The 24,753-nt window shown below is 41.1% G+C and carries 19 protein-coding genes; 10 read left to right on the forward strand and 9 right to left on the reverse strand.

Annotated elements, in window-relative coordinates; all coding sequences use genetic code 11:
• Window positions 1–587: 587 nt before the first annotated feature.
• From P1X15_RS17720 to nadD, 6 genes are all read right to left on the reverse strand, one after another.
• Window positions 588–1,151, reverse strand: a complete 564-nt coding sequence (locus P1X15_RS17720) for a hypothetical protein (RefSeq protein ID WP_277339474.1) — start codon at window positions 1,149–1,151, stop codon at window positions 588–590.
• Window positions 1,152–1,449: 298 nt separating this feature from the next.
• A complete protein-coding gene (locus P1X15_RS17725; protein ID WP_277339475.1) occupies window positions 1,450–1,956 on the reverse strand; it encodes a hypothetical protein in 507 nt (168 codons plus the stop codon).
• A gap of 111 nt (window positions 1,957–2,067) precedes the next feature.
• The gene (gene rnc / locus P1X15_RS17730) at window positions 2,068–2,766 is read right to left on the reverse strand and encodes a ribonuclease III (RefSeq protein WP_051211275.1); all 699 of its coding nucleotides are present in this window, start codon (window positions 2,764–2,766) and stop codon (window positions 2,068–2,070) included.
• Between the two features lie 120 nt (window positions 2,767–2,886).
• On the reverse strand, window positions 2,887–4,182 hold the full coding sequence (gene fabF, locus P1X15_RS17735; protein WP_277339476.1) for a beta-ketoacyl-ACP synthase II: 1,296 nt from the start codon (window positions 4,180–4,182) through the stop codon (window positions 2,887–2,889).
• A gap of 31 nt (window positions 4,183–4,213) precedes the next feature.
• Window positions 4,214–4,450 (reverse strand): acyl carrier protein, encoded by a 237-nt coding sequence (locus P1X15_RS17740; protein WP_028668431.1) that lies wholly within the window; start codon window positions 4,448–4,450, stop codon window positions 4,214–4,216.
• Between the two features lie 57 nt (window positions 4,451–4,507).
• Window positions 4,508–5,080 carry a nicotinate (nicotinamide) nucleotide adenylyltransferase gene (nadD, locus tag P1X15_RS17745; protein WP_277339477.1) on the reverse strand — a complete coding sequence of 191 codons (573 nt, stop codon included), beginning with the start codon at window positions 5,078–5,080 and terminating at the stop codon, window positions 4,508–4,510.
• Window positions 5,081–5,198: 118 nt separating this feature from the next.
• On the opposite strand from nadD, the gene P1X15_RS17750 reads away from it, so the two are divergent.
• The 3 genes from P1X15_RS17750 (at window position 5,199) to P1X15_RS17760 (ending at window position 7,764) form a co-directional block, all read left to right on the forward strand.
• Entirely contained in the window at window positions 5,199–6,386 is a 1,188-nt protein-coding gene (locus P1X15_RS17750) for a M20 family metallopeptidase (RefSeq protein ID WP_277339478.1), read from the forward strand.
• A gap of 10 nt (window positions 6,387–6,396) precedes the next feature.
• The gene (locus tag P1X15_RS17755; protein WP_277339479.1) at window positions 6,397–6,855 is read left to right on the forward strand and encodes a hypothetical protein; all 459 of its coding nucleotides are present in this window, start codon (window positions 6,397–6,399) and stop codon (window positions 6,853–6,855) included.
• 138 nt (window positions 6,856–6,993) lie between these two features.
• The gene (locus P1X15_RS17760; protein WP_277339480.1) at window positions 6,994–7,764 is read left to right on the forward strand and encodes a glucose 1-dehydrogenase; all 771 of its coding nucleotides are present in this window, start codon (window positions 6,994–6,996) and stop codon (window positions 7,762–7,764) included.
• Between the two features lie 87 nt (window positions 7,765–7,851).
• Here P1X15_RS17760 and P1X15_RS17765 read toward each other — a convergent pair whose 3' ends face one another.
• Window positions 7,852–9,504 (reverse strand): S41 family peptidase, encoded by a 1,653-nt coding sequence (locus tag P1X15_RS17765; protein ID WP_277339481.1) that lies wholly within the window; start codon window positions 9,502–9,504, stop codon window positions 7,852–7,854.
• A gap of 171 nt (window positions 9,505–9,675) precedes the next feature.
• Window positions 9,676–10,569, reverse strand: a complete 894-nt coding sequence (locus P1X15_RS17770; RefSeq protein WP_028668437.1) for an OmpA family protein — start codon at window positions 10,567–10,569, stop codon at window positions 9,676–9,678.
• A 290-nt stretch (window positions 10,570–10,859) separates the two neighbouring features.
• On the opposite strand from P1X15_RS17770, the gene P1X15_RS17775 reads away from it, so the two are divergent.
• The 5 genes from P1X15_RS17775 to P1X15_RS17795 all read left to right on the forward strand — a co-directional run bounded on the left by P1X15_RS17775 (window position 10,860) and on the right by P1X15_RS17795 (window position 21,494).
• Window positions 10,860–12,248, forward strand: a complete 1,389-nt coding sequence (locus P1X15_RS17775; protein WP_277339482.1) for a cytochrome P450 — start codon at window positions 10,860–10,862, stop codon at window positions 12,246–12,248.
• A 155-nt stretch (window positions 12,249–12,403) separates the two neighbouring features.
• The gene (locus P1X15_RS17780) at window positions 12,404–13,387 is read left to right on the forward strand and encodes a pyruvate dehydrogenase complex E1 component subunit beta (RefSeq protein ID WP_277339483.1); all 984 of its coding nucleotides are present in this window, start codon (window positions 12,404–12,406) and stop codon (window positions 13,385–13,387) included.
• A gap of 162 nt (window positions 13,388–13,549) precedes the next feature.
• On the forward strand, window positions 13,550–14,284 hold the full coding sequence (locus tag P1X15_RS17785) for a hypothetical protein (RefSeq protein ID WP_277339484.1): 735 nt from the start codon (window positions 13,550–13,552) through the stop codon (window positions 14,282–14,284).
• 76 nt (window positions 14,285–14,360) lie between these two features.
• The gene (locus P1X15_RS17790; protein ID WP_277339485.1) at window positions 14,361–19,127 is read left to right on the forward strand and encodes a translocation/assembly module TamB domain-containing protein; all 4,767 of its coding nucleotides are present in this window, start codon (window positions 14,361–14,363) and stop codon (window positions 19,125–19,127) included.
• 21 nt (window positions 19,128–19,148) lie between these two features.
• The gene (locus P1X15_RS17795; RefSeq protein ID WP_277339486.1) at window positions 19,149–21,494 is read left to right on the forward strand and encodes a BamA/TamA family outer membrane protein; all 2,346 of its coding nucleotides are present in this window, start codon (window positions 19,149–19,151) and stop codon (window positions 21,492–21,494) included.
• Window positions 21,495–21,553: 59 nt separating this feature from the next.
• Here the strand turns inward: P1X15_RS17795 and purQ are convergent, their stop codons facing one another.
• The gene (gene purQ, locus P1X15_RS17800; protein ID WP_277339487.1) at window positions 21,554–22,240 is read right to left on the reverse strand and encodes a phosphoribosylformylglycinamidine synthase subunit PurQ; all 687 of its coding nucleotides are present in this window, start codon (window positions 22,238–22,240) and stop codon (window positions 21,554–21,556) included.
• Window positions 22,241–22,586: 346 nt separating this feature from the next.
• Between purQ and P1X15_RS17805 the strand changes: the two genes are divergently transcribed.
• Both P1X15_RS17805 and P1X15_RS17810 read left to right on the forward strand, forming a co-directional pair.
• Window positions 22,587–23,906, forward strand: coding sequence for a DEAD/DEAH box helicase (locus P1X15_RS17805; protein WP_277339488.1), 1,320 nt, complete (start codon window positions 22,587–22,589; stop codon window positions 23,904–23,906).
• A 63-nt stretch (window positions 23,907–23,969) separates the two neighbouring features.
• Window positions 23,970–24,746: a tetratricopeptide repeat protein gene (locus P1X15_RS17810; protein ID WP_277339489.1), complete on the forward strand. Its 777-nt coding sequence runs from the start codon at window positions 23,970–23,972 to the stop codon at window positions 24,744–24,746.
• Window positions 24,747–24,753: the final 7 nt, after the last annotated feature.

Below are 24,753 nucleotides of genomic sequence, written 5' to 3' on the forward strand. Positions count from 1 at the left end.
CTTATTGAACATACTGACATTCAAAATGCCGCTAAATGCCGTTCTGATAAGGGTACTTTGTTACATATTTTTGGTAAAATCGCTACCGCTTTGTGCATTTACATCTTTTTCAACTCTTGATTCGCATTAATTGTTCATTAGTGGAATCTACCTGACTTAAACCAACCAACTTCCCATTTTTATAAATATTATATTGCTTAGAGATAGTTTGATTCTGAACAATTTTTAGTTGTTTATCTTGAAAATTGCTCAAATATTTCTCTAAAGTGGGAGTAGTAAGGAGAACTTGTACTATTTGAGTCGTATCTGATTCGGTAAGAGAATCATGCTCGTTACGATGGTTACAAGCGCCTAGGCAGCCCATGAAAGAGATGAAAATTAGGATAAGTGATGGTTTCATAAGATTTAGGTATGGAAGCTATATTTTATGGGTGGATTAGCTTTTTTCTAAAATGAAATTACTCACCATTTTATGGCTATTTCTATACACTATGCTTTTTGAAATCTACCAAAATTATGGCCAAGTATTGACAAAAAAATATATTTGAAGAAGTAATCCAAAAATTCGGCATTTTATCTGATTTTAGTTAATCCAAAATAATACTGCCGTTTGATTCTACAAATCTGTCCATTTCTTGATCATTTAAGAGATAGAAAAATGAAGTATTAATTGGCTGAAAACCAAAGACTATGATAGATACACATTCGTTTATTTTAACTTTGTAATAGGTGATTTTTTGAAACTGTGTTTTGTTTATTACTATTGGTTTTTTGTATAAATCTTTTAATTGGGTAGCAATCATTTTTGTATCATTGGTACTCCAATCCAAAAAACTAATACCATAAATTCCCTTTTCTAATAGTTCGTCTTTTTTTTGATTTTCATTCATAGTATATCTGTTATCATCATAACCCTTTCGATAATAAGCAACTATCTTTCTAGATTGTGCCAAAGCCGTATCAGCAAGTAAAGCTCTTCTTTTGAATTTTAAATCGTACGAATAAATAGCGTCTTTGGCTGAAATAGGAAAAGAAATAATGTGGCCTTTGTGTACTAAAGAAGTACTTGGGCAAGAATTAGCTGGGTCACAACTACTTATAAGTATAACTACTGATATACTTATTAATATATTTATGGAAACCAAGTTCATACAAATAAAAAAGTGAAATAATAAAATACCTACTTGCTACAAAAATATTTTGACTCGGCTTTTTCTTATCGTTTTATAAGGTTTCCAATGATTTATCATTTAGTGGACATCCTATAAAATTTATTTTTATCCGTAAAATCTAAAATTAGATTTTGCCAAAAATTCTATGGAAGATGTGGCAGCATTTCCAGAAGAAGGAATTTATTAGTCTATGAGCTTAAATATATTGTTTTTTGACTGTGATTTTACTTCTAAAATAAACAGCGATGCCAAAAAAACCTCATAATTCTAGCTGCTATCATAAGCCGTTCCATTTGATTTGCTTTACTCCATTTTTTGAGAAAGTTACCGACAATACGGGAGGGTCAAAGGCAAGTAAGGAAGTCTCTATTAAGTCTTTGCTAATCTTTTTGGCGGTTTGTTGGGGAACCAAATATTTCTTTAATTTTTTGGTGAGATACTTCGCAAACGCCTCATTTCCTTGCATTAGTTTTCCGAGACCATTGTCAACTAAGAAAAAGTAGCCTTTGTGCTTGAATACAAAAAAAGGCTTAAAACTTTCGGTAATTGCCTCAAACGTGGCGATAGCCTCCACCTGATAAAGAATAGTGTCCTGAACCACCGCCATAGACAGATGTACGACTCTGTGAGTAGGGACTTTTTCGGTATAGTGATTGAGAACACCTAAAGTTAACGTGTCGTTAAAGGTTATTTCTCTGGAAAAGAAGGGGTCTTTCTTACTTTGAGCAGAGCTATAAGAGCCTATAAAAAAAATAAAATAGCAAATCCAAAGTAGCGTCTTCATAGTCTGCACCATTGGCGGGGGCAACAATAAATACACGATAAAACTTTTGGAGAATGTTCAGAAACGTTGAGTGAATAGGACGCCCGAAAAAGTAAATTTGGGGAAGTATGATTACTTCAATTCCAATTGTTCACAAGCTTTTTCGGCGGCCGATTGTTCGGCTTTTTTCTTAGAATAGCCACTACCTTGGGCAAATACCTCGCCGTCAAGGGTCACTTGAGAAATAAATTCGCGGAAGTGGCGGCTGCCTTTTTCTTCCACAATCGCAAAGCGTACTTCTTTACCTTCACGCTGTGCCCATTCGATAAGGCGGCTTTTGAAGTTGGCGTTGTTGTTGATAAGTGCGTCTAAATCGTAGTGAGTGAGGAGTTCTTTGGTGATAAATTTCCGCGTAAAACGAAAACCTTTGTCCAGATATACCGCACCTACGAGCGCTTCGAGGGCATCGCCATACATAGAAGAATTGGGCGGCATTCCTTTGCGGTTGCCGTCAAACTCAATCAGGCGGTCGAGGCCGATTTTACGAGCGATACCATTGAGGGTTTCACGATTGACAATCCGCGAGCGGATTTCGGTTAAGAAACCTTCATCTTTGTAAGGGAATTTTTTGAAGAGGTACTCCGCTATCACCATACCGAGTACTGAGTCGCCTAGATACTCCAATCGTTCGTTTGATTCTCTAAAACCTTTGATATTGGTTTCTTTGGAAGCGGAAGTATGGCGAAAAGCTAGCTGATAAACCTCCAAATTTGAAGGTTTTTCGCCGATGATTAATTCTACGGCCTTTCTAAATTTCTTTTCGGGGGACATATTCCCCGGTTTAAAGAAATCAATAATGGGATTTAACACCGTAGCCAAAGGAGGTGAATTTAAAGTTTTTACAATCTACAGTTTTTGATTGAAAAAATCAATCCTTACTGTTAAAATTATTTACCCCTCAAATTTACGAAATACCACGCAGGTATTGTGTCCACCAAAACCAAAAGTATTGCTGATAGCAATATTTACCTTACGAGATTGTGCCTCATTGAAAGTCAAGTTCAACCGAGGATTGATATCAGGGTCATCGGTGACGTGATTGATGGTAGGAGGGATTTTTTGCTCTTGGATTGCCAAAATAGAAGCTACTGCCTCTACAGCGCCTGCTCCTCCCAACAAGTGGCCCACCATTGATTTTGTAGAACTAATGTTGATATTGTAAGCGTGGTCACCAAAAAGCCGTTCAATAGCCTTGATTTCTTGGGGATCTCCAATAGGAGTAGAAGTACCGTGAGTGTTGATATAATCAACTTGCTCAGGGGTGATTTCGGCATCTTCAAGGGCATTTTTCATGCACATGTAAGCACCTATACCGTCGGGGTGAGGAGCTGTAATGTGATAAGCATCCGAAGACATACCTCCGCCCAAAATTTCGGCATATATTTTGGCACCGCGTGCGATAGCGTGTTCGTATTCTTCCAAAATCAAACACGCACCACCTTCTCCTAAGACAAAACCGTCGCGGTCTTTATCGTAAGGACGAGAAGCGGTACTGGGGTCATCGTTACGTTCTGACATTGCTTTGAGGGCGTTGAAGCCTCCTACACCAGCTTGAGTAATAGCCGCTTCTGACCCACCTGATACGCAAATATCGATTTTGCCAAGGCGAATATAGTTGAAAGCGTCAATCAAGGAGTTGTTGGAAGAAGCGCAAGCCGATACCGTAACGTATGAAGGCCCTAACAGACCGTGCCGGATAGATAAAATCCCTGAGGCACTATCTGCGATCATTTTAGGAATAAAAAATGGGTTGATGCGGGGAGTGCCGTCACCTTTGGCGAAGCTAATGATTTCTTCTTCAAAAGTTTTGAGACCTCCGATTCCGCCACCCCAGATACAGCCTACTCGGTGTAGGTTGACTGGCAAATCGGTCGGAATACCTTTTTCGAAGTCAATAGGTTTGAGGTATTCATCCAAACCAGCATCTCTGATGGCTTCTGCGGCCGCAACTACCGCAAATTGGGTATATAAATCCATTTTACGGGCTTCCTGACGGGGAATAAACTGCGACATGTCTAGCCCCTTGACTTCACAGGCAAAGCGGGTTTTGAACTTAGTTGCGTCAAATCGGGTAATAGGCCCAGCCCCGCTGGTACCACTAAAAAGTCCCTCTTTGTATTCCGATAGCGTATTGCCGATAGGAGTTAAAGCCCCCATCCCTGTCACTACCACTCGTCTTAAAATCATAAAATGGATCTATAAATTAAGAAAAATAAGCTTACTTGACGTTTTCTTCGAGGTATTTGACAGCCTGACCTACCGTTCCGATGTGTTCAGCTTGGTCATCAGGAATCGAAACGTTAAATTCTTTTTCGAATTCCATAATCAATTCTACCGTATCGAGCGAATCAGCGCCGAGGTCGTTGGTGAAGCTAGCTTCTTCAGTCACTTCTGACTCATCAACGCCTAATTTATCAACGATAATTTTCTTTACTTTTTCTGCAATCTCTGACATTTTTTTGAGGAGTTTGGTTCAAAAACGCTGCAAAGTAATGTATTTCAAAGCAGATTGTCAAATATAAAATTTCTTCCTTTGTATCATCTCCTCCACAACATCCGCTACCATATACCGAATAGAACGTCTATTTTTGATGGATTCGCGAATAAAAGTAGCAGAAATATCTAATAAAGGTGCCGAAAAAAAACGTACCGCAGGGTGATTCCCAAATTCATGAGGAGGGACATTTGGGCGTGGATATACATATAATCCGTAATATTCTAAGATAGCTTCATAGTTTTTCCAGTTTCTAAATTGTGCTAAATTGTCTTCTCCGATGATAAGCTTAAAAGTATGCTGGGGGTATTTTTCTTGTAGTTTGGTCAGTGTATCAATCGTATAGCTTGGCTTGGGCATCGAAAATTCTACATCACTTACTTTTAGTTTGTGGTTGTCGGCGATGGCTTTGTCTACCATATCATAACGGTCAAACTCGTGCAGCAATCCTTTGTTCTTTTTAAAAGGATTTTGGGGAGATACCACAAACCACACCTGTTCTAAATCGGTAGAAGTTGCCATGGTATTGGCGATAATGAGATGGCCTACGTGAATAGGGTTAAAAGACCCAAAGAATAATCCTATTTTCATTGTTTTGAGTACCAAAATAAAGTGGCAAAATAGATTTTTAAGGAGCTAAACGGGTGGATACTGCGTCATCCGCATTCTATTTTGTAGTTTTGTCTGGTCAAAGTTAAGACTATTTAAAATGTTAGAAAAAATCAAAGTTTTATCTAAGGCTTATGCCGAAGATACGGTTGCTAATCGTCGACATTTACATACTCATCCCGAATTGTCGTTTCAGGAGTATAACACGGCTCTATTTGTAGCCTCAAGATTGAGAGATATGGGGCTTGCTCCCCAAGAAGGAGTAGCCGACACGGGGGTAGTTGTAATGATTGAAGGCAAAAACCCCGACAGTCGCGTTGTGGCACTTCGTGCGGATATGGACGCTTTGCCAATCATCGAAGCAAACGAGGTTTCGTATAAGTCACAAAACCCCGGCGTGATGCACGCTTGTGGGCATGATGTACACACGTCGTCGTTGCTCAGTACGGCGCGTATTCTGAATGAATTGAAAGACGATTTTGAAGGAACAGTAAAATTGATTTTTCAACCTGGTGAAGAAAAAATCCCAGGAGGAGCTTCTTTGATGATAAAAGAAGGAGTACTCCAAAACCCTACCCCTGCGAGTATTTTGGGACAGCACGTAGCCCCTAATGTGCCTGTAGGTAAAATTGGCTTTAGAGAAGGGATGTACATGGCTAGTACCGACGAACTTTACTTAACTGTAAAAGGAAAAGGGGGGCATGGGGCTATGCCTGATACGCTCATTGATCCTATCCTGATTGCATCTCATATCATCGTAGGGCTACAGCAGGTGATTAGCCGTAATCGCAAGCCAGCCGCACCGTCAGTATTGTCTTTCGGTAAGGTGATTGCTAATGGCGCCACCAATGTCATTCCCAATGAAGTATATATAGAAGGGACGTTCCGTTGTATGGACGAAGAATGGAGAGAAGAAGGCTGGAAGCGAATCACCAAGATAGCGCAAGGATTGGCCGAAGCCATGGGCGGAAGCTGCGAAGTAGAGGTTAGAAAAGGATACCCTTTTCTCAAAAATCATCCCGAACTTACTCGGCGTACCAAAGCTGCTGCCGTAGCTTACATGGGTGCCGAAAACGTGATAGATTTGGATTTGTGGCTCGCAGGAGAAGATTTTGCGTTTTATTCGCAAGTAACTGACGCGTGTTTTTATCGACTAGGAACCCGCAACGAGGCGCGGGGTATCGTATCGGGGGTGCATACGCCTACTTTTGATATCGACGAATCTGCGTTGGAAATTGGCCCTGGTTTGATGGCTTGGTTGGCATTAGAAGAATTAAAAATTAGCTGATATTTTGGCAATGAATAAAATCCTCCCTTTGATTTGTTTTTTGATTCCTTGGATGTCTTTTGCCCAAGAAAACACGGCAAAGCCTACGCCTTTTGCTGTTTCCAAACATCCCTTTACTTATACAGGGCGGCAGATGATTGTAGGTCAAGCCATCGGAGGATTAGAAAAAGAATACCGTTTGCTTGAAGACGGGGGAATTTATCGACGCATGAATACTTCTCAGGAGTTTGAAGTCTTAGGTGAACAAACCAAACAAAATATCGAGACGGCATTTAAAGCCTTAAAAGATGTGAATTTTGAGGAGATAAATTTTAAACACCCAAGTCGTAGTTCATACTTTATTATTCTGAAAACGGGTTCAAAAGAGCATAAGGTCATATGGGGAGATGCCAAGCATCCAGCCCCTGAATCAGTGCTGAAAGTTTATAAAGCTTTTATGGGGATGATTCCTGCAAGTATGCGATTATGAAAGCCTTTGCTTAAGTTCAAGAACTTTATTTATAAATTTCAATAGTAAACCTGCCTCTTCTCAGAGTAATATACGTATCAACAGTGACTAAAAACCTGCATTTTACTATAAATCAATTGATAACATCTAAATTATATTATGCGTCTTAAAGATAAAGTAGCCCTTATTACGGGTGGCAGCAGCGGAATTGGCCGCGAAACGGCATTGTTATTTGCACAAGAAGGAGCTGCAGTGGTGGTGGCTGATATCAACGAAGCTGCTAAAGAAACCGTAGAACTCATCGAAAAACAAGGTGGAAAAGCGGCCTATATTCGTACCGATGTTTCTAAAGCTTCTGATTGTGAAAACATGGTGGCTTTTGCTGAACAAACTTTTGGCAAGCTCAACATCATTTTCAACAATGCGGGTATCATGCACAGCGATGATGACAATGCCATCACAACTGAAGAATCAGTGTGGGATCTCACTATGAATATCAATGTAAAAGGAGTCTTTTTTGGATGTAAATATGCTATTCCTGCCCTTCGTCGTGCTGGAGGAGGGAGTATCATCAATACAGCCTCTTTTGTAGCATTGTTGGGTGCTGCTACTCCCCAAATCGCCTATACTGCTAGTAAGGGAGCGGTGTTGTCGATGAGTCGTGAACTGTCGGTGATTCATGCTCGTGAAAATATCCGTGTTAATGCGCTTTGTCCTGGCCCACTGCGGACTGAGCTTTTGATGAAATTTTTGAATACTGAAGAGAAAAAACAGCGTCGCTTGGTTCATATTCCTATGGGACGTTTCGGCGAAGCCAAAGAAATGGCTTATGCGGCACTCTACCTTGCCTCTGATGAATCTTCTTATGTGACGGGTACAGAGTTTTTGGTAGACGGTGGTATCACCGCTGCGTATGTTACGCCCGAATAACTTGCCACTTTTTCTTTTTATATAAACAAAGCCGCTGTCAATTGACAGCGGCTTTGTTTATATAAAACATTGTAAAATGTCGATTATTTATTTTTGCCCTTGCAAGATTTTAGCATGCCGTGATGAATCTTTAAACAACTCTAGGGCCGTTTTTACTTCTGGGTCGTTTCGAAACACAAATTCCCTTTCTCCTTTTTGGAGATAGTAATGAGATACGATTTCGCGTTCTAAAGTGTGTTTGATTTCTTTTTTGAAGTTGGCCAAATCGGCGTCTTTACTGTGGGTAAGTTTGGTTTTAAGGGCTTTGAACTGCTCTTGAATGGCATCAAAATATTTTTCTTTCTTAGCCGATGCTTCCAGCTCCGACAAATCTTTCTCTACTTGGGTTGTATAGTCATATTCCTTGTCTTTGAGCCAAGTTACGAAGTTTTGATAATCACTGTCGCTAAGTTCAAACTCTTTGGCGGGTTTGATAGTCGGATGGTCAGCACGGTATTTGAGAGCATAATCAAAAATAAGACCTTTGGCACTGAGACTAGTGACAATGGGTGAGCGACTGGGAAGCTCTGTCACTATATCTGGTTCTACGCCACCGCCATCATATACCACGCGACCATTGCGAGTTTTGAAGGCGACTTTAAGAGAATCTGGAATCTTACCAACACTACCGTCGGCATTGCGATGACTATAATCAATTGCCTGAATACATCTGCCACTTGGAATGTAATATTTAGCGACGGTTACTTTGAGCTTGGTATTGTAGGATAAGTCGCGGGTCGTTTGGACGAGACCTTTGCCATAAGTACGTTGTCCAATCAACACGCCACGGTCGTAGTCTTGCATTACGCCCGATACAATTTCAGCAGCTGAGGCACTACGGCCGTTTACCAATACTACCAACGGAATATCGGTATCTACGGGAGCCATGGGAGCCGTGTAGGTTTTGTTCCACTCTGTTACCTTCCCCCGGTTTGATACCACCTCTGCATCTTTAGGGATAAAGAGATTACAAATCAAAACGGCTTGGTCTAGCAGCCCACCGGGGTTTTCGCGTACATCCAAGACCAGTTTCTTCATCCCCTTGCCTTTCAGTTCGATTAAAGCTGTTTTTACTTCGCGAGCAGCGGTTTGGTTGAAATCTTTGAGGTCGATATAGCCCACTTCGTCGTTGAGCATTCCATAGTAAGGAACATTTCCTGTTTTCACAAATTCACGCGTCACATTGATGTCGATTGGCTCTTTGCTACCTACTCTTTTGACCGTCAATTTGACGGACGAATTCGCCTGTCCTTTCATGAGTTTGTCGGGGTTGGCATCTTTGCGAGTCGTTAGGTCTATCCCGTCGATTTTGACGATTTCGTCTCCAATGTGCAAGCCTGATTTTTCGGCAGGGGAGTCATCCAAAATTGAAAAAACGATATTTTTGCCTTTGACGCTCGAAATCACCGCTCCAATACCCGTGTACTGACCTGTGGTCATGGTACGATAGTCTTCTATCTCATCTTCGGCATAAAAATTAGTGTAAGGGTCAAGGTTTTTGAGCATCGACTCTATGCTCATTTTGGTAAGTCTGTTGGGATTGATTTCGTCTACATAATAGCGGTTCAGTTCTTTGAACAGGGTAGCGTAGATATCTAAGTTACGAGCGATTTCAAAAAAACGCTCATCGTTGCGGAAGGCAAAAAATCCCAATCCAGCAACACAAACAGCGGCTAAAGAGAATTTACGTAAATGTTTCATGGTTGTCAAATCCAAAGAAAAGTTTGTGGCAGGTCGATTGAGTGTTTATACTTCATGTTAAAATAACGAAAAATCACTACGAAGTTATGTATTTCTAACAAAAAAACGAGCGATGCCCCAAAAGACATCGCTCGCATACAAGCAAGGACCTAAAACCTTACTTTATAAAGTTTACTTACCAGCTTCAAACAATTGGAAGAATTGATCCAATTTTGGTAAGATGATGATTTCAGTGCGGCGGTTTACGCTACGGCTTTTGGTGTCAGAGTTAGCGACTTTGGGGACAAATTCGCCACGACCACCCGCAGTCATACGCTCAGGGGCAACTCCGTATTTTTTCTGAAGTGACCGTACCACTGAAGTAGCACGCTTCACGCTCAAATCCCAGTTGTCTTCCAATACTGAGGCACTGTTGTAAGGAATATTGTCGGTATGGCCTTCTACCAAAATGTCGAAGTCTTTGCGGTCGTTTACGACTTTAGCGATTTTACCCAACACACTTTCAGCTTGTGAAGTGATATCGTAGCTACCATACTTAAACAACATTTTGTCTGAAAGAGAGACATAAACAACTCCTTTTTTCACTTCGATGTTTACATCTTCATCGTTGATATTTTCCAAAGAGCGCTTAAGTGCCATCACGAGTGCCAAGTTAAGAGAATCTTTGCGGCGCAAGTTAGAGTTAAGGTCTTGGATATAAGAACTTTGGCGGTTAAGTGCATCCAATGATTTTTTGATACTTTCGGCACCATCTTTACTTACAATTGACAAGTCAGAAAGACGGTCAAGCAAGTTGGTGTTGGTACGCTTTAAGTAAGCGATTTCATCTTCAAGAGCTTTCAATTTTGCTCTTTCATTGGTGATGTCGCCATCTTTCAATTTGATTTGGCCTTGCAAATCGCTCACGTCATTTTTGAGTTTGGCAGTAAGCGCGTCACAATCAGCTTTGTTTTTGTCGAGCAAGGCTTGAAGCTCAGCTTTGTCTTTGGTTAATTGAGCTAATTGTTTCTTATTGCAAGATGCAAACAAAAGAACAGATAAGGAAAACAAAATAATTTTTCTCATTTTGTATGAGGTTAAAGTGGATGTTTGTAGTTAGGTTTTATTGAAAATTATTAGGATATTTTTACAAATTTACTGCAAAAGTAAGCCCATTTCTATAACTTTTTACTGTTAGTTGGGATAGATTTTTTAAAAACCCTCTTATTTCAATACCAATACGCCAATTTGTGCGTTTAGGGCTACGCCTATCTGGGCTTTTTAACGATTTGTTTAGCTCTTTTAAAGTAAATTTAAAAGAAAGTAAACTAATGAAGGAAGTATACGCCCCAAAATTACTAAAAAATGCCTTTTAAATGTTGTCAAAACAAAAAAAACTTCAAGCAGTCGCAGCGGCCCACAAGCTCCCTTGGGTAGGGCACACCTTGGCATTTGTTAAGAATCCACTTGGGTTTCTAGAAAAAATCCAAAGCCGTTATCATCATGAAAAGGTGGTAAAACTGAGCCTCGTCGGAAGGGAGTTTCATTTGGTACTTACTCCTGAGGACGTCAAACATGTGCTGCAAGAAAACAACCGCAACTATCATAAAAGTGAAGCCTATTCGGTATTGGCTATTTTTTTAGGGAATGGTTTATTGACAAGCGAAGGTGATTTTTGGCGGCGGCAGCGTAAATTGGCACAACCTGCTTTTTACAAACAACGCCTCGCTCTAATGGTAGAAATGATGGGGAGCGAAACGAAAGGTCTGTTGGATAAGTGGGTGTCTGAAAAAGAAAATATACCAATAGATATCACAAAAGATATACTAAATCTAACGCTAGGCATCGTCACGAAAGCACTCTTCAGTGCAGATGTCAAACATCGATTGGAGGGAATTTCGGAGGCTCTCAACGACATCATGCACTATGCCGATGATATTCTAAAAAGTTTTGTTCGCTTTCCACTTTCGTTTCCTACTCCCGCCAATCGGCGCTTTAAGCGTGCGGTCCAAAAAGTGGAGGGAATCATCTATGATATTATTGATGCACGTCGACAAGAATTGAAAAGAAACCCAAAAGTAAGATATGATGACTTGCTCGATATGCTCATTCATACCAAAGATGAAGAAACTGGCGAGACCATGACCGACAAACAACTCCGCGACGAGGTCACCACGATATTTATGGCAGGGCACGAAACTACCGCCAATGCTCTTTCATGGGCCTTGTATTTGCTAGCCCAGCACTCTGAGGTAGTAGCTAAGATGAGGCAGGAGCTAAACGCGGTGCTGGGTAAAAACGGAACGCCTACTTTCGAAAATATTCGTGAACTCAAGTACCTCTTACAAGTAGTACAAGAAGTGATGCGATTATATCCTCCGGCGTGGATCATGGGAAGGAAAGCTCTAAAGAGCGATTTGTTGAGTGGGTATCCTATTCAGGCCAACTCTTTTGTGCTCATTTCAATTTATTTGCTTCATCGCCATCCTGATTATTGGGAAAGACCCAATGATTTTGATCCAGATCATTTTTTGCCCGAACCCACCAAAAGTAGACCTACTTATGCTTACATTCCTTTTGGGGGAGGTCCTAGAATGTGTATCGGCAACAACTTCGCATGGATGGAGATGCAAATTGTGATAGCGGTATTAATTCAAAAGTATGATTTTGTTTTGGACAATACAGAAAAAGTAGAACCTGACCCCCTGGTAACGTTACGTCCCAAAAAGAACCTAAAAATATACCTAAAACCAATAGATGCCTAACTCTCTGAAAAAGGCCTCAATTTGGTACAAAATCAAAGATATTGTTATTTTAGAGGTGGTGATTTTGGAGTATCGCTGGTTTGGTTAGACCATTTTTGCAAAAAATTCCTATTTTTACGCCCGTTTTCAACTCAAATCCGAATTTTAGACATACAATGAGACAAATACTTTTCCGTGAAGCCTTGCGTGAGGCCCTATCTGAAGAAATGCGCCGTGATGCGAGCGTATTCTTGATGGGAGAAGAAGTTGCCGAATATAATGGAGCCTATAAGGTGAGTCAAGGAATGCTTGACGAATTTGGGCCAGAGAGAGTTATTGATACCCCTATCGCCGAATTGGGCTTTGCGGGTATTGGAGTAGGAGCGGGTATGAACGGACTGCGCCCTATCATTGAGTTTATGACTTTCAATTTCTCTTTGGTAGCTATCGACCAAGTAATCAACTCGGCCGCTAAAATCCTTTCTATGTCGGGTGGGCAATATAGCTGCCCTATCGTATTTCGGGGACCTACCGGTAATGCGGGGCAATTGGGAGCGCAGCACTCACAAAACTTTGAAAATTGGTATGCCAATACACCTGGCTTGAAGGTGGTCGTTCCTGCTAATCCATATGATGCCAAAGGCTTGCTTAAAGCGTCTATTCGTGACAATGACCCGGTGATTTTCATGGAGTCAGAGTTGATGTATGGTGACAAAGGCGAAGTGCCCGAAGAAGAATATATCATTCCATTGGGTAAAGCGGAAGTGAAAAAAGAAGGAAGTGATGTGACGATTGTTTCTTTTGGAAAGATGATTCCTCGCGTGGTAAATCCTGCTATCGAAGAGCTTTCTAAAATGGGTATCAATGCAGAACTTATTGATTTAAGAACTGTCCGCCCTATTGATTATGACACAGTTATCAATTCTGTAAAGAAAACCAATCGTTGTGTAGTAGTAGAAGAAGCATGGCCATTGTCGTCGATTGCTTCAGAGCTGGCATATATGATTCAGCGCAAAGCTTTCGATTATCTTGATGCGCCTGTCATTCGTGTCAACAGCATGGACGTGTCATTGCCCTATGCACCTACATTGATTGAAGCGATATTGCCTAATGTAAAGCGTACAATTGATGCGGTAAAAGCAGTAACTTACCAAAATTAATTGCTTTGAGTTCGATTTTAGAAATATCCCAAACGACTAAAATTTTTTGGTATAATAGAAGGCCCCTGTCCAAGGGGCTTTTTGTTTGGCACGATTTTTTTAGGAATTTAAATATCATAAACCAATATTTTTGGAGTTATTTATCCAAAAATCTTTTTACCTATGAAACATTACCTCCAAACTCTTTTGATTGTAGCGGCCACTCAAGTGAGTGTCATTGCCCAAACAAGCATTCCAGCCGACAGCATCTTTAACAAGTATTATACCGCTACGGGTGGTAAGGCACTTTGGGATGGCGTTCAGACCTATTCTATCAAGCAAGCTTATCGGGCGGGCACCGCCAATGACTACGATTTAGAAATAAGGGGCTCTATGCCACTTCAAGCAATGTCCAAAATTCGGACTATCATGAAGCGCGATTTTGTATATGGTATGAAAGGCACCGATGGCTGGGTAAAGATACCTATTGGAAGCCGTGACAAAGTGACCCAATTCCAAACAAGCGCCTTAAGCGATAAAGAAAAAGAAACAATGCGTCGGGAATTAGGCGACATTCTGGTTCCTTTTTACAATTATGCCCAAAAAGGTTACATCGCTACTGTAGTGGGCCAAGAAACCATCAATGGAAAGCAGGCTTATAACGTAGAATTGGAAGGCAAAGGCGTAAAATACAATCTCTATTTTGATGCTCTCAAAGGAGAATTAATTAGAGAAAAGCTGACGCTACCTACCAATGAAATCCAGACTAGAGACCATACTCAATACACTAAGTCAGCTTATGGATTGTCATATCCTTCTGAATCGACGTTTGTGAGTAGCATCGATAAAAAAACAATGAAAGTAACTACTACAATAGAGTTCAACGCCAAACTCCCCGATGACTCTTTTGTGAAGTAGTAGAATAATTTATTTCCCAAATTATCCACCTTAACTATGTGCTTTTAGAAGCGCAGTGTTAGCATTTTATAGCATTTTGAGAAAAGTCGGTAGAATCCTCCTATTTATTTTCCTTGGGCTATTGCTAGTTTTTGGGACTGCTATTGTTTGGTTGCAAACGGGAGCAGGCCAAGACTGGCTTACGCGTCGGGTAGTGTCCTATTTGCGACAAAAACTCCAAACGCGGGTAGAAGTAGCTCAAGTGAGGTTTCAATTGCCCGACTGGATAGAGTTAAAAGAGGTGTATTTGGAAGACAAACACCGGGATACGTTGTTGTCGGGAGGGCGTTTGTTTGTGGATTTGGATGTTTGGGGGCTGCTAAGAAATAAAGTGGGTATCAATGAAATACAATTGGAAAATATTGTACTGAATGTCCACCGAACTTTGCCTGATACTACTTTCAATTTTGCTTTTATTACGCAAGCTTTTGCAAGTCCAGATGCTGCTCCTGACACGGCATCGACCCCTTTGGAGATGCGTCTTGATGCTATATCCCTCAAAAACGTCAACTTACAATACCGCGATGCCCTCATCGGGACCGATGCGAAGCTGTGGCTCAAGGATTCAAAAGTGACCTTTTCGGCTTTCAATCCTTCTTATAATCGTTATCATTTGAGTACTACAGTGCTAAATGAAGGCAAAGGCTCCGTGAGAATGTATGCGCCGCTTCGCACCGGTCCGGTAGCATCCGATAGTGTGGTGGTCATCTCTTCGCCTTCTGATTCTTTAGATATAAAGCTGGGCAAAATCCGGGTGGAAAACTATGAGTTAAATTATGTGGATGAAACTCAAAAACTCAAAACCGGGGCAAGAATTGGGACTTTGGAGCTTGAAAGTGAACAGTTGTTTTTAGAAAAATTAGCCGTATCACTCAAAAAACTAGCCTTAAACAATTCAAGTTTGGTGTATAAAACCGATAGCTTGGATGTAGACCTTAGCCAAGTCAATACATTACTTGAAGATTTTAAATTTACCCCAAATTTTATCGAAGGTAAGCTCAAATCTGCTAGTATGGCCGAGAAAAGAGGGTTTGTGTTACGGCAGTTTCAAACCAACTTTGTGTATTCGGATACGCAAGCGTCTCTTCAAAATCTGTTGGTACAAACCAATGAAACAACCCTTCGTAACAAAGCCATACTCCGCTATCGTTCCCCTGAAGAATTATCAAAAAATATCGGAAATGTAGCTTTAGAAATCAACCTTCAGGATAGCAAGCTAGGTTTTAAGGATGTGTTGACTTGGATGCCGTCGCTTCGTAAAACTCCTCCCTTTGACAAAAATCCTAATGCCGTGGTTCAACTCAATGGCGTGGTAGAAGGGAAAGTGAATAATTTTATTTTGAAAAAAATAGATATAAGCACTTTGCAAGGGACGCGTCTAAAAATGGAAGGTAGAATAGCGGGATTACCTGAGCCTACAAAAGTGGTATTAGACTTAAAACTAAGCGAACTAGCTACTACCAAGGCTGACATCGAACGACTTTTGCCTAAAGATGCGCTGCCTACATCGATTGACATACCAGGCCGATTGGCCATGAATGGTACGGTCAAAGGTAAAGCCGATGACCTCAATATCAATACTCAGTTGGAATCAGATTTGGGAGGAGCAACTTTTGACGGCAATTTGAAAAATTTTGCAAAAGCCAAAAATCAAGCTTATCAAGGAACCTTAGTTTTAAAAGAATTTAATGCAGGAAAATTGCTGAAACAGCCCCCAGAGCAGTTGGGCAAGTTGTCGTTGTCGGTAACTGTAGATGGACAAGGCATTGATCCAAAAACGCTGCAAGCTGATTTGAAAGGGACCCTTGAGAGTGCTGATATCAAAGGATATACTTATAATAACCTTAATCTTTCGGGCACTTATCGGCAGCAAGTGGCAGATTTTAAAGCCGACATAGAGGATGCAAATGCTACCCTACGGCTTTCGGCGCAGGCTGATTTGAGCACAGAATTTCCGGTCGTAAAATCGGAAGTAGAGATTGAAAAGCTACGCTTCAAACCGCTGAATTTATACACTGAGGATTTGGGAATAAAAGGAAAGATTAAAGCAGACTTTTCATCTACCAATCCAGAGGACCCTCGCGGAACTTTGAGCGTAGAAAATGGCGTGCTGATACAGGACGGTAAAGAAATACCTCTTCAAGAGGTGCAAGTAAGATTAGAGAATCAAAATGGACAACGTTTAGCTCTCATAGAAGCTCCTTTTGTGAAAGCAAAAGCTACTGGACAGTTTCGCTATGCCGAATTGGCGGATATAGTGTTGACCGAAATCAATCGGTATTTTGCAATTCCTGATGTCAAATACAAACCTATTACAGCACCTTACCAGCTTGTATTGGATGGAAAAGTAGCCAACCACCCTGCTATTAAAGCTTTTGTACCAGAGCTTACCAAAATGGATACCGTTAGGTTTTCGATGCAGCTCAATAGTCAGCAAGATACTACTTTAAAAATAAGCCTCGTGGCGCCTTTGATAGAGTACGATAGCTCAACCGTCGAAAAGGCTACCTTTAACATAGCAGGCGCTAACAATAAAGCCCAATACCATACTCACATTGACAAAATTACGTATGATACCTACCAAATAAAACGTACCGACTTAGAAGGACAAATTGCTAATAACATCGTAGGTTTTAATCTTGTGCTCAAAGATTCGCTTGATAAAGACCGGCATGGAGTAGAAGGAGCACTTGCGGCGGTGGGGAGCAATTATCGCTTGCAGTTGCGTCGACGGGCGTTGCTTTTAGATTACAAGCCTTGGCAGGCCGATTCTATGGGATATGTTCAATTTGGTAAAGAAGGACTATTGGTCAAGCAATTTTTACTGACCCAAAACCGTCAGAGACTTTTCATAAATAGCGAGACAAATATTCCCAATGAGCCTATCAGAGTAGAAATGGATAGTCTCAATTTGCGGCCATTGGTAGCGATTGCCGCCGATTCTATGCTGGTAGGAGGGGTATTGGCAGGAAATGTACTTCTGCAAAACTATACTCAAACGCCTGTTTTTACGGGCAATTTTTCGATTCGTAATCTTAAGTTTACAGATATCTTGATAGGAGACTTGAAGGTGAAAGCTGATAATCAATCGGCTGATAATATTGCTGCTGAAGCCACTCTTCAAAGTCCCCAAAATGATGTAAGGCTTACTGGTAATTACCTTCTTAAAAACAAAAATCCGCTTAACTTAAAACTAGACATTGCTCGCTTAGGGATGCAAACCGTAGAGGCGTTTAGTGTAGGGCAGTTGCGCCGTACGAAAGGAAGTCTGTCGGGTCAAGCTACTATCAGAGGGGCGATTGACAAGCCTCAGATCGAAGGGCGAATGGCTTTTGATAGTGTTTCTTTTAATGTGACCCAACTGGGCGCCACTTATCGAATCAACAAAAGCGATTTGCAATTTAAGGGTTCAGAAATCCTCCTTCAGAAATTTATAGTGAGTGATACCACCAATCAGCCTTTGCAAATCGATGGTAAAATCAATATAGCCAAGGTGCCCCAAGTAGCTTATGATCTCAATATAGCAGGGAAGAATTTTACGGTACTCAATGCCACCCGTAAAGAAAACGAATTCTTTTACGGGAAAGGTATCGTAGATGCAAATCTACACGTAGCAGGCGTAGGCACTACACCTACGATTGATGGGTCAGTGAAGTTGAAAGAAGGAAGTGATATTACGGTTATTTTACCTGATGAATCACTTGGAGAAAATGCCGCCGAAGGAATTGTAGAATTTGTCAATCTCAAAAATCCTGCCGCTATGGTAGTAGATAGCACCAAGGAAGAAGCGCCACATTATAGCTCTGAGATATCACTCAATCTAGAAGCCGATGACCGTTCGCAGCTGACTATTGTGGTGGATGAACTCAACGGTGATAATCTAAAAGTAAGGGGAAATGCTCAGCTTAATGCCGGAATTTCGGAAAGTGGGCAAGTGTTTATTTTAGGACTTTATGAAATCACGCAAGGTTCTTATGATTTGACATTTGAAATCTTAAAGCGTGGATTTACCATCGAAAAAGGCAGCCGTCTTATTTGGGCCGGCGACCCCATGAAAGCTGATGTGGACATTACGGCGGTGTATCCTGTTACTGCCGACCTAAGGGCACTTAACGCTGATGCAGCCAAATATGGTAAAGTGCCACTACAAGTATTGCTCAAAATGCAAGGAAGCTTAGAAAAACCGCAAATCAGTTTTGATATACGTCCTGATGCTACTAAACTATCAAGTGATGATCTTAGTAAGCTAAATAACGATAATATTTTTGGCGAAATGAGAAACAATGCCGTAATGATGAACAAGCAAGTTTTTTCATTGTTGGTTTTGAATAAATTCTCTGGAGAGCAATCTTCCGATTTCTTTTCCAATGTCAATCCTGAGCTTATCGCCCGCGAAAGTGTAAGTAAACTTCTTACTGATCAGCTCAATATGTTAGCTTCTGACTTGATAAAAGGCGTGAAGTTGGATTTTAATCTGAACTCTACTTCGGTAGCTACAGCTACTGGTAATGCCGCCCAAACGGATTTGAATGTGGGCTTGAGCAAAGCGTTTTTGGACGACCGCCTTACTGTCAATGTGGGACGTAATTTTGAGATTGAAAACGGAGCAAGAGCCGCCCGTTCGACGGAGATTGTTGACAATGTCAATATCAATTATAACCTTACTCGTGATGGCCGATATGCCTTCCGTGCTTATCGAAAAAACCAATACCAGGCGGTTTTGGAAGGGTTTATTGTGGAAACAGGAGTGAGTTTTGCGGTAGTAATGGATTACGATAAAATAAAGGAAATTTTCAAAAAATAGTTTTAGAAAACTGAGCTAAGCGTGATTAGAGTATGCAATATCTTTTTTGTGTTGTTGGCGGTATGGCTTTCTAGCTGTTCGGTTTCGCGTTATTTGCCTCCTAATGAGAGCATATACACAGGTGCTGAAGTAAAAATGGTGGCGGATTCGGGCATGGCAGCTAAAGTGTCAAAAACAGTAAAAGAAGAAATAGAGCCTATCATAAGGCCCAAGCCCAATACGATGCTGCTAGGGTTTCCCTATAAAGTATGGTTGTATTATGTATTGGGAGAGCCTAAAAAAGAAAAAAGCTTTCGTGGATGGTTTCGAAAGAGATTTGGGGAACCCCCAGTATTTGCGAGTCGTCGGGCTGTCACCACCAACAGTGCTATCATTGGCAATTATCTCAACAATGAAGGTTATTTTAGATCTAGCGCTACGGGCGAGCTGACCGAAAGCAAGCGTAAATCAAAGGCGACTTATACGGTATATCTGAAACATCGCTATACTATCAATAGTGTACAGTTTGTAAAGCCTGATTCAAACATCAGCGTTTTTTCCAAAAGTCTAGGTGATGTTTCCCCAAAAACACTCCTCAAAGCAGGAAATCCGTATCGGTTGAGTGTGATTGAAGAAGAACGAAACCGTGTAGAACGTGAACTTAAAAAGCAGGGATTTTATTATTTTCGGCCCGATTACCTCATTGTCAAAGCTGATACCAATCTTAATACCCATAAGGTAAATTTGTACGTAGAGCTTAAACCTAACACGACACAGTTGGCTCTAAAAACGTATTTTATTCAAAACATTTACGTTATTTCTGACAATGGAAGCCTGAAAAAAGATACTGTCCCGAGTCTGGTAGGACGAAGAAGCGGTGTCCGAATTGTAGACCCTTCCCAGGCGTACAAACCAAGAATCTTTTTTGATGCTATTGGATTTCGTAGAGGGACGATGTACAGCAGCGAAGTCCATGATGTATCACTTTCGCGACTCATCAACCTCAAAAATTTTAAGTTTGTCAAAAATCAATTTGAACTAGTTCCGCGCTCCGATTCGGCTTTTTTGGATGTATATTATTATCTGACTCCGCTCAAAAAGAAAACGCTTCGCGCTGAAATCAGTGCGGTGACTAAGTCTAATAACCTTACAGGTACTCAGTTTAACTTAACCTGGCTCAATCGAAATCTTTTTCGAGGAGCGGAGCAGCTTCGTCTCAATGCCACAGCTGGTTTGGATGTACAACTTGGGGGTAATCGCAACTCCAATGTCAGAGATTTTTATCGTACAAGTTTTGAGGCCGAATTGTCTTTTCCAAGATTTGTACTCCCTTTTTATCGAGTGAGACCCGAAAAAAGCCAAGGTCTTCCCAAAACAACCTTGACCACAGGTTTTGAGCGGCTGACTCAGCAGGGGCTTTATACCCAAACCTCCATTAAGTTCAATTGGGGGTATAGCTGGCGCAAAAGCACCGAGTTTGAGCATACCTTATTGCCTATTGCGCTCAATATAGTACAGCCTACTAATATCAATGGAGAAGCATTTTTGAATTTGATTACAGACCCCTTTGCCAAACCTCAAGATTTGCTTCGTTATTTCAGGATTTTGGAAAATAGGCTCATTTTAGGAGCTCAATACAATGTTACGTATACGCCGACGCCTCGGCCATTGAGTAAAAACAACTTTGTATTTACTGGCGGAATCGATATTGCTGGTAATGTCGCTGGGCTACTTGCCAAAGGTCGGGAAGAAGTAGGAATGGTATTTGGAATTCCTTATGAACAATACGCTCGCTTCGATTTTGAGATGCGTTATTATCGAGAGGTGAGTAAAACTATGAAATGGGCCAGTCGTGTATTGGCAGGTGTCGGGATTCCTTATGGCAATTCATTATCAATGCCGCAGTTTAAACAGTATTTTGGGGGAGGAACCAACGGTATTCGGGCTTTTAGGGCGCGCACCTTAGGCCCTGGAAGCTATCAGCCCGACTCGGTTACGGCAAGTATTTTTGGAAACGCTTCTTTTGGGGATATTCGTTTGGAAGCGAGTACTGAATTACGGTTAAGATTTAGCCAATATTTTGAAGGAGCGATGTTTGTGGATGCAGGCAATATATGGATGTACCGCAATTATGATGATTCGTTTTATCTCCCAGAAGATAATGCGGTATTTACCAATCAATTTTACAAACAAGTAGCCGTAGGAGGAGGATTAGGGCTGCGGATTGTTACGCCTTTTGTGTTGTTACGTTTAGATTTGGCCACGCCTTTCCGTAAACCTTGGCTTCCAGAAACTGAAAGATGGGTATTCAATCAGTTTGATTTTAGAAACAAAAGCTGGCGCAAAGAAAACCTTGTTTTTAATATTGCCGTTGGATATTCATTCTAACAATAAAAAACGCACATAAGAATTCTCATGTGCGTTTTTTATTGTTAGAATTTTAATTTTTAGGCGGTTACGGCCAAAAGTTGCTCTAAAATAAAACGCCCGTCGGCATTGCCAAGCGCATCATCAGAGGCTCTTTCGGGGTGAGGCATCATTCCAAACACATTTTTACCAGCGTTAGATACCCCTGCTATGTTTTCTAAGCTCCCATTAGGATTGGCGGCTTCGGTGATAAGACCATTGGCGTCACAATATCTAAACAATACTTGATCGTTGTCATTAAGGCTTTTGAGCGTATCCTCATCTGCAAAATACCGTCCGTCTCCGTGTGCAATCGGAATTTTATAAGCAGAGCGGTCGAGACCTGCCGTCAAGATTGTTGATTTGCTTTGTGGATTCAAATATACATTGCGGCAAATGTAGCGTTGAGAACTGTTGCGTAGCAATACCCCCGGTACGAGCCCTGCTTCGGCCAAAATCTGAAATCCGTTACAAATCCCCATCACATATCCTCCCCGATTTGCGTGGGCGATTACTTCGTTCATGATAGGAGAAAAGCGGGCAATCGCTCCCGTACGTAAATAGTCACCGTACGAAAAACCACCCGGCAAAATGATAAAATCGCAACCTTTGAGGTCGTGGTCTTTGTGCCAAAGTTTAACAACTTCTTGTTCTAAATTGACCCGTAAGGTATAAACGGTGTCATCGTCGCAATTGGAGCCTGGAAATACTACTACGCCGAATTTCATATATAATCTAAGATGGAGTAACTAAGCGGATGAATAAGTGACTTTTCGGTCACAAAGTTAAGATTTTCGTTGGGCTATTCGTAACAAAACTTCTTGTAACTTTGAATGTATTTGGAATTGAGTGCGTTAGAAAGAATAAAGAACAACGAATAGATTTTGTTTTTGAATAATTAATGATGTATTATATGATTGATATTCAGTTGTTTAATTTGTTTTTATAAATAAATATTTAAAAACAATTCCTTCCATAGGATTGAGTAGGTTTTGTTTGAGTTTTGGACAACCAAGCACAAGAAAGCGTACGTAAAGCTAACGTCTTTTCTTTATTTGAATTAAATTGATTTCGATGACTTTTGAAGATTTTAACCTCAACCGACAGCTCCTCAATGCCATAGCAGAGGCCGGATACGAAACTCCATCGCCTATTCAAGAGCAGGCCATTCCGTTGGCATTGCAAGGGCATGATGTATTGGGAATTGCACAGACAGGTACAGGCAAAACCGCCGCCTATGTATTGCCTTTGTTGATGCGTATCAAATACGCCCAAGGACAGACTCCTCGGGCACTTATTTTGGCACCTACGCGCGAATTGGTAATGCAAATCCACGAAGCGATTGGCGTATTAGGCAAATATACGGATTTGAGGTGTGTCGCATTGTATGGTGGTTTAGGTCCCAAAACGCAAATTGAAAATATCCAAAAAGGAGTAGATATTATCGTGGCTACCCCAGGGCGTTTTATGGATTTGTACTTGAGAGGGGAGATTGTAGTCAAGCAGCTTTCGACTTTGATTCTTGATGAAGCCGACAAGATGATGGATATGGGTTTTATGCCCCAAATCAATCGAATTTTGGAGGTAATTCCCCGCAAAAGACAAAATTTGCTTTTCTCGGCTACCTTCCCACCTAAGGTTGAGCGCTTGTCTGAAAATTTTTTAGAAGCACCCGTTCGCGTAGAAGTGACCCCCCAAGCCACCACCGCCGAACGCGTAGCGCAGGTGATTTTTGAAGTACCCAACTTTAGAACCAAAATCAATTTGTTGGAGCATCTTGTTCAGGATGCAGCGGTTTTTCAGCGCGGAATGGTCTTTGTACGGTCAAAAGAAGCAGCGGAGAATATTTACAAATTTTTGAAACGCAAGGTAGTTTCAGAAGATGAAGTGAGGGTAATCCATGCTAATAAAGGCCAAAATACGCGTATCAATGCTATGGAAGCCTTTAAGGAAGGCAATGTTCGTATCTTAATCGCTACGGATGTTGCTGCTCGTGGAATCGACGTCACGATGGTAAGTCATGTCGTTAATTTTGATGTACCCCTTATCTATGAAGATTATGTGCACCGTATTGGACGTACGGGACGTGCCAATCAAGAAGGAAAAGCCGTTACTTTTGTAACCATGTCGGATGAATATCATATTGCCAAAATTGAGAAAATCATTCGAATGAAGATTCCACGGACTTCTATGCCCCTAAACGTAGAAGTGCCCGAAACTCCCTTTGAGGAAAAACAGGAAATGCTTCGCGAACTCGACAATCAGCGTCGCAAAGAAGACCCAAATTTTAAAGGAGCATTTCATGAAAAGAAACATAAAAAATTTGTAGATTCGAAGCCTAAAAAAAAGCAAACCCTATCGCCAAAAAAAAACGGTAACAAACGAAAAAAGTGAGGATTGGGATAATAATGTGAAGAATGAAACGTTTTTTATGACGTTCTGATGAGTTGGTAGCGTATGAAAGAGATATTGTCACTTAGTCATTTTGTATTGGGGTCCTTTTGGGCAATCTTAGCCCCTGTGGTAGCATCGGCTCAAGCCATGCAATTTGTGAGTAGTAGCCGCCCTGCCGATACTAGCACACAAGTAGCAAAAGAATCCGCTCCTGCTGTCAAAAACCCTCATCTGCTTCCTCTTTTTGGAGAAACGAGTAAGAGTGTAGAACAAATAGAGTTTGAAATACATTTCTTAAATGATTGTGACCAAAATTTTGCAAGTCGTAGCGAGGCAAGTCAGTTTTTTTCGGCTCGTGGTTGGGATTATCTACAAGAAGGAGAGCTAGATACGGCCTGCTATCGTTTCAATTTGGCCTATCTCCTCGACAATAAAAACAGTGATTGTTTGTGGGGATTGGGAGTGATGTGCTATCATCAAGGCCGCCTTACAGATGCCGAAAGAATGCTCCGAAAAGGCGCTGATATCGATTCCATGAATGTAGGGCTTTTGGTAGATTTAGCTACGGTAGATTTGATCCATTTCAAAGACAGCAAAGACAATTGGGAGTTGATAGAGGCTGACCAAATCTTGAGTAGAGTGCTACGAATCGATAGCACCAATGCCAATGCCTACCTCAAAAAATCGGTCCTTGAATACCATAAAGAAAACTATGATGCTGCGTGGGCTAATCTTCATAAAACTCGGCTCTTAGATGCTGAGCTTCTAGATTATGAATTTATGAAAGAACTGCTCTCCAAAAAATGCGACCCTGAGGGGATTTTTAGTACACAAAATTAAAGTTGCG

It is taken from the genome of Runella sp. MFBS21, from assembly GCF_029433105.1.
Classification (GTDB): domain Bacteria; phylum Bacteroidota; class Bacteroidia; order Cytophagales; family Spirosomataceae; genus Runella.

Excerpts from the sequence above, each read along its gene's own strand:
- nadD (WP_277339477.1), bottom strand. The coding sequence starts at position 5,080 with ATGAAAATAGGATTATTCTTTGGGTCTTTTAACCCTATTCACGTAGGC.
- P1X15_RS17765 (WP_277339481.1), bottom strand. The coding sequence starts at position 9,504 with ATGAAACATTTACGTAAATTCTCTTTAGCCGCTGTTTGTGTTGCTGGA.
- P1X15_RS17805 (WP_277339488.1), top strand. The coding sequence starts at position 22,587 with ATGACTTTTGAAGATTTTAACCTCAACCGACAGCTCCTCAATGCCATA.
- P1X15_RS17755 (WP_277339479.1), top strand. The coding sequence starts at position 6,397 with ATGAATAAAATCCTCCCTTTGATTTGTTTTTTGATTCCTTGGATGTCT.
- fabF (WP_277339476.1), bottom strand. The coding sequence starts at position 4,182 with ATGATTTTAAGACGAGTGGTAGTGACAGGGATGGGGGCTTTAACTCCT.
- P1X15_RS17770 (WP_028668437.1), bottom strand. The coding sequence starts at position 10,569 with ATGAGAAAAATTATTTTGTTTTCCTTATCTGTTCTTTTGTTTGCATCT.
- P1X15_RS17760 (WP_277339480.1), top strand. The coding sequence starts at position 6,994 with ATGCGTCTTAAAGATAAAGTAGCCCTTATTACGGGTGGCAGCAGCGGA.
- rnc (WP_051211275.1), bottom strand. The coding sequence starts at position 2,766 with ATGTCCCCCGAAAAGAAATTTAGAAAGGCCGTAGAATTAATCATCGGC.
- purQ (WP_277339487.1), bottom strand. The coding sequence starts at position 22,240 with ATGAAATTCGGCGTAGTAGTATTTCCAGGCTCCAATTGCGACGATGAC.
- P1X15_RS17725 (WP_277339475.1), bottom strand. The coding sequence starts at position 1,956 with ATGAAGACGCTACTTTGGATTTGCTATTTTATTTTTTTTATAGGCTCT.
- P1X15_RS17720 (WP_277339474.1), bottom strand. The coding sequence starts at position 1,151 with ATGAACTTGGTTTCCATAAATATATTAATAAGTATATCAGTAGTTATA.
- P1X15_RS17750 (WP_277339478.1), top strand. The coding sequence starts at position 5,199 with ATGTTAGAAAAAATCAAAGTTTTATCTAAGGCTTATGCCGAAGATACG.
- P1X15_RS17810 (WP_277339489.1), top strand. The coding sequence starts at position 23,970 with ATGAAAGAGATATTGTCACTTAGTCATTTTGTATTGGGGTCCTTTTGG.
- P1X15_RS17740 (WP_028668431.1), bottom strand. The coding sequence starts at position 4,450 with ATGTCAGAGATTGCAGAAAAAGTAAAGAAAATTATCGTTGATAAATTA.
- P1X15_RS17785 (WP_277339484.1), top strand. The coding sequence starts at position 13,550 with ATGAAACATTACCTCCAAACTCTTTTGATTGTAGCGGCCACTCAAGTG.
- P1X15_RS17780 (WP_277339483.1), top strand. The coding sequence starts at position 12,404 with ATGAGACAAATACTTTTCCGTGAAGCCTTGCGTGAGGCCCTATCTGAA.
- P1X15_RS17775 (WP_277339482.1), top strand. The coding sequence starts at position 10,860 with ATGTTGTCAAAACAAAAAAAACTTCAAGCAGTCGCAGCGGCCCACAAG.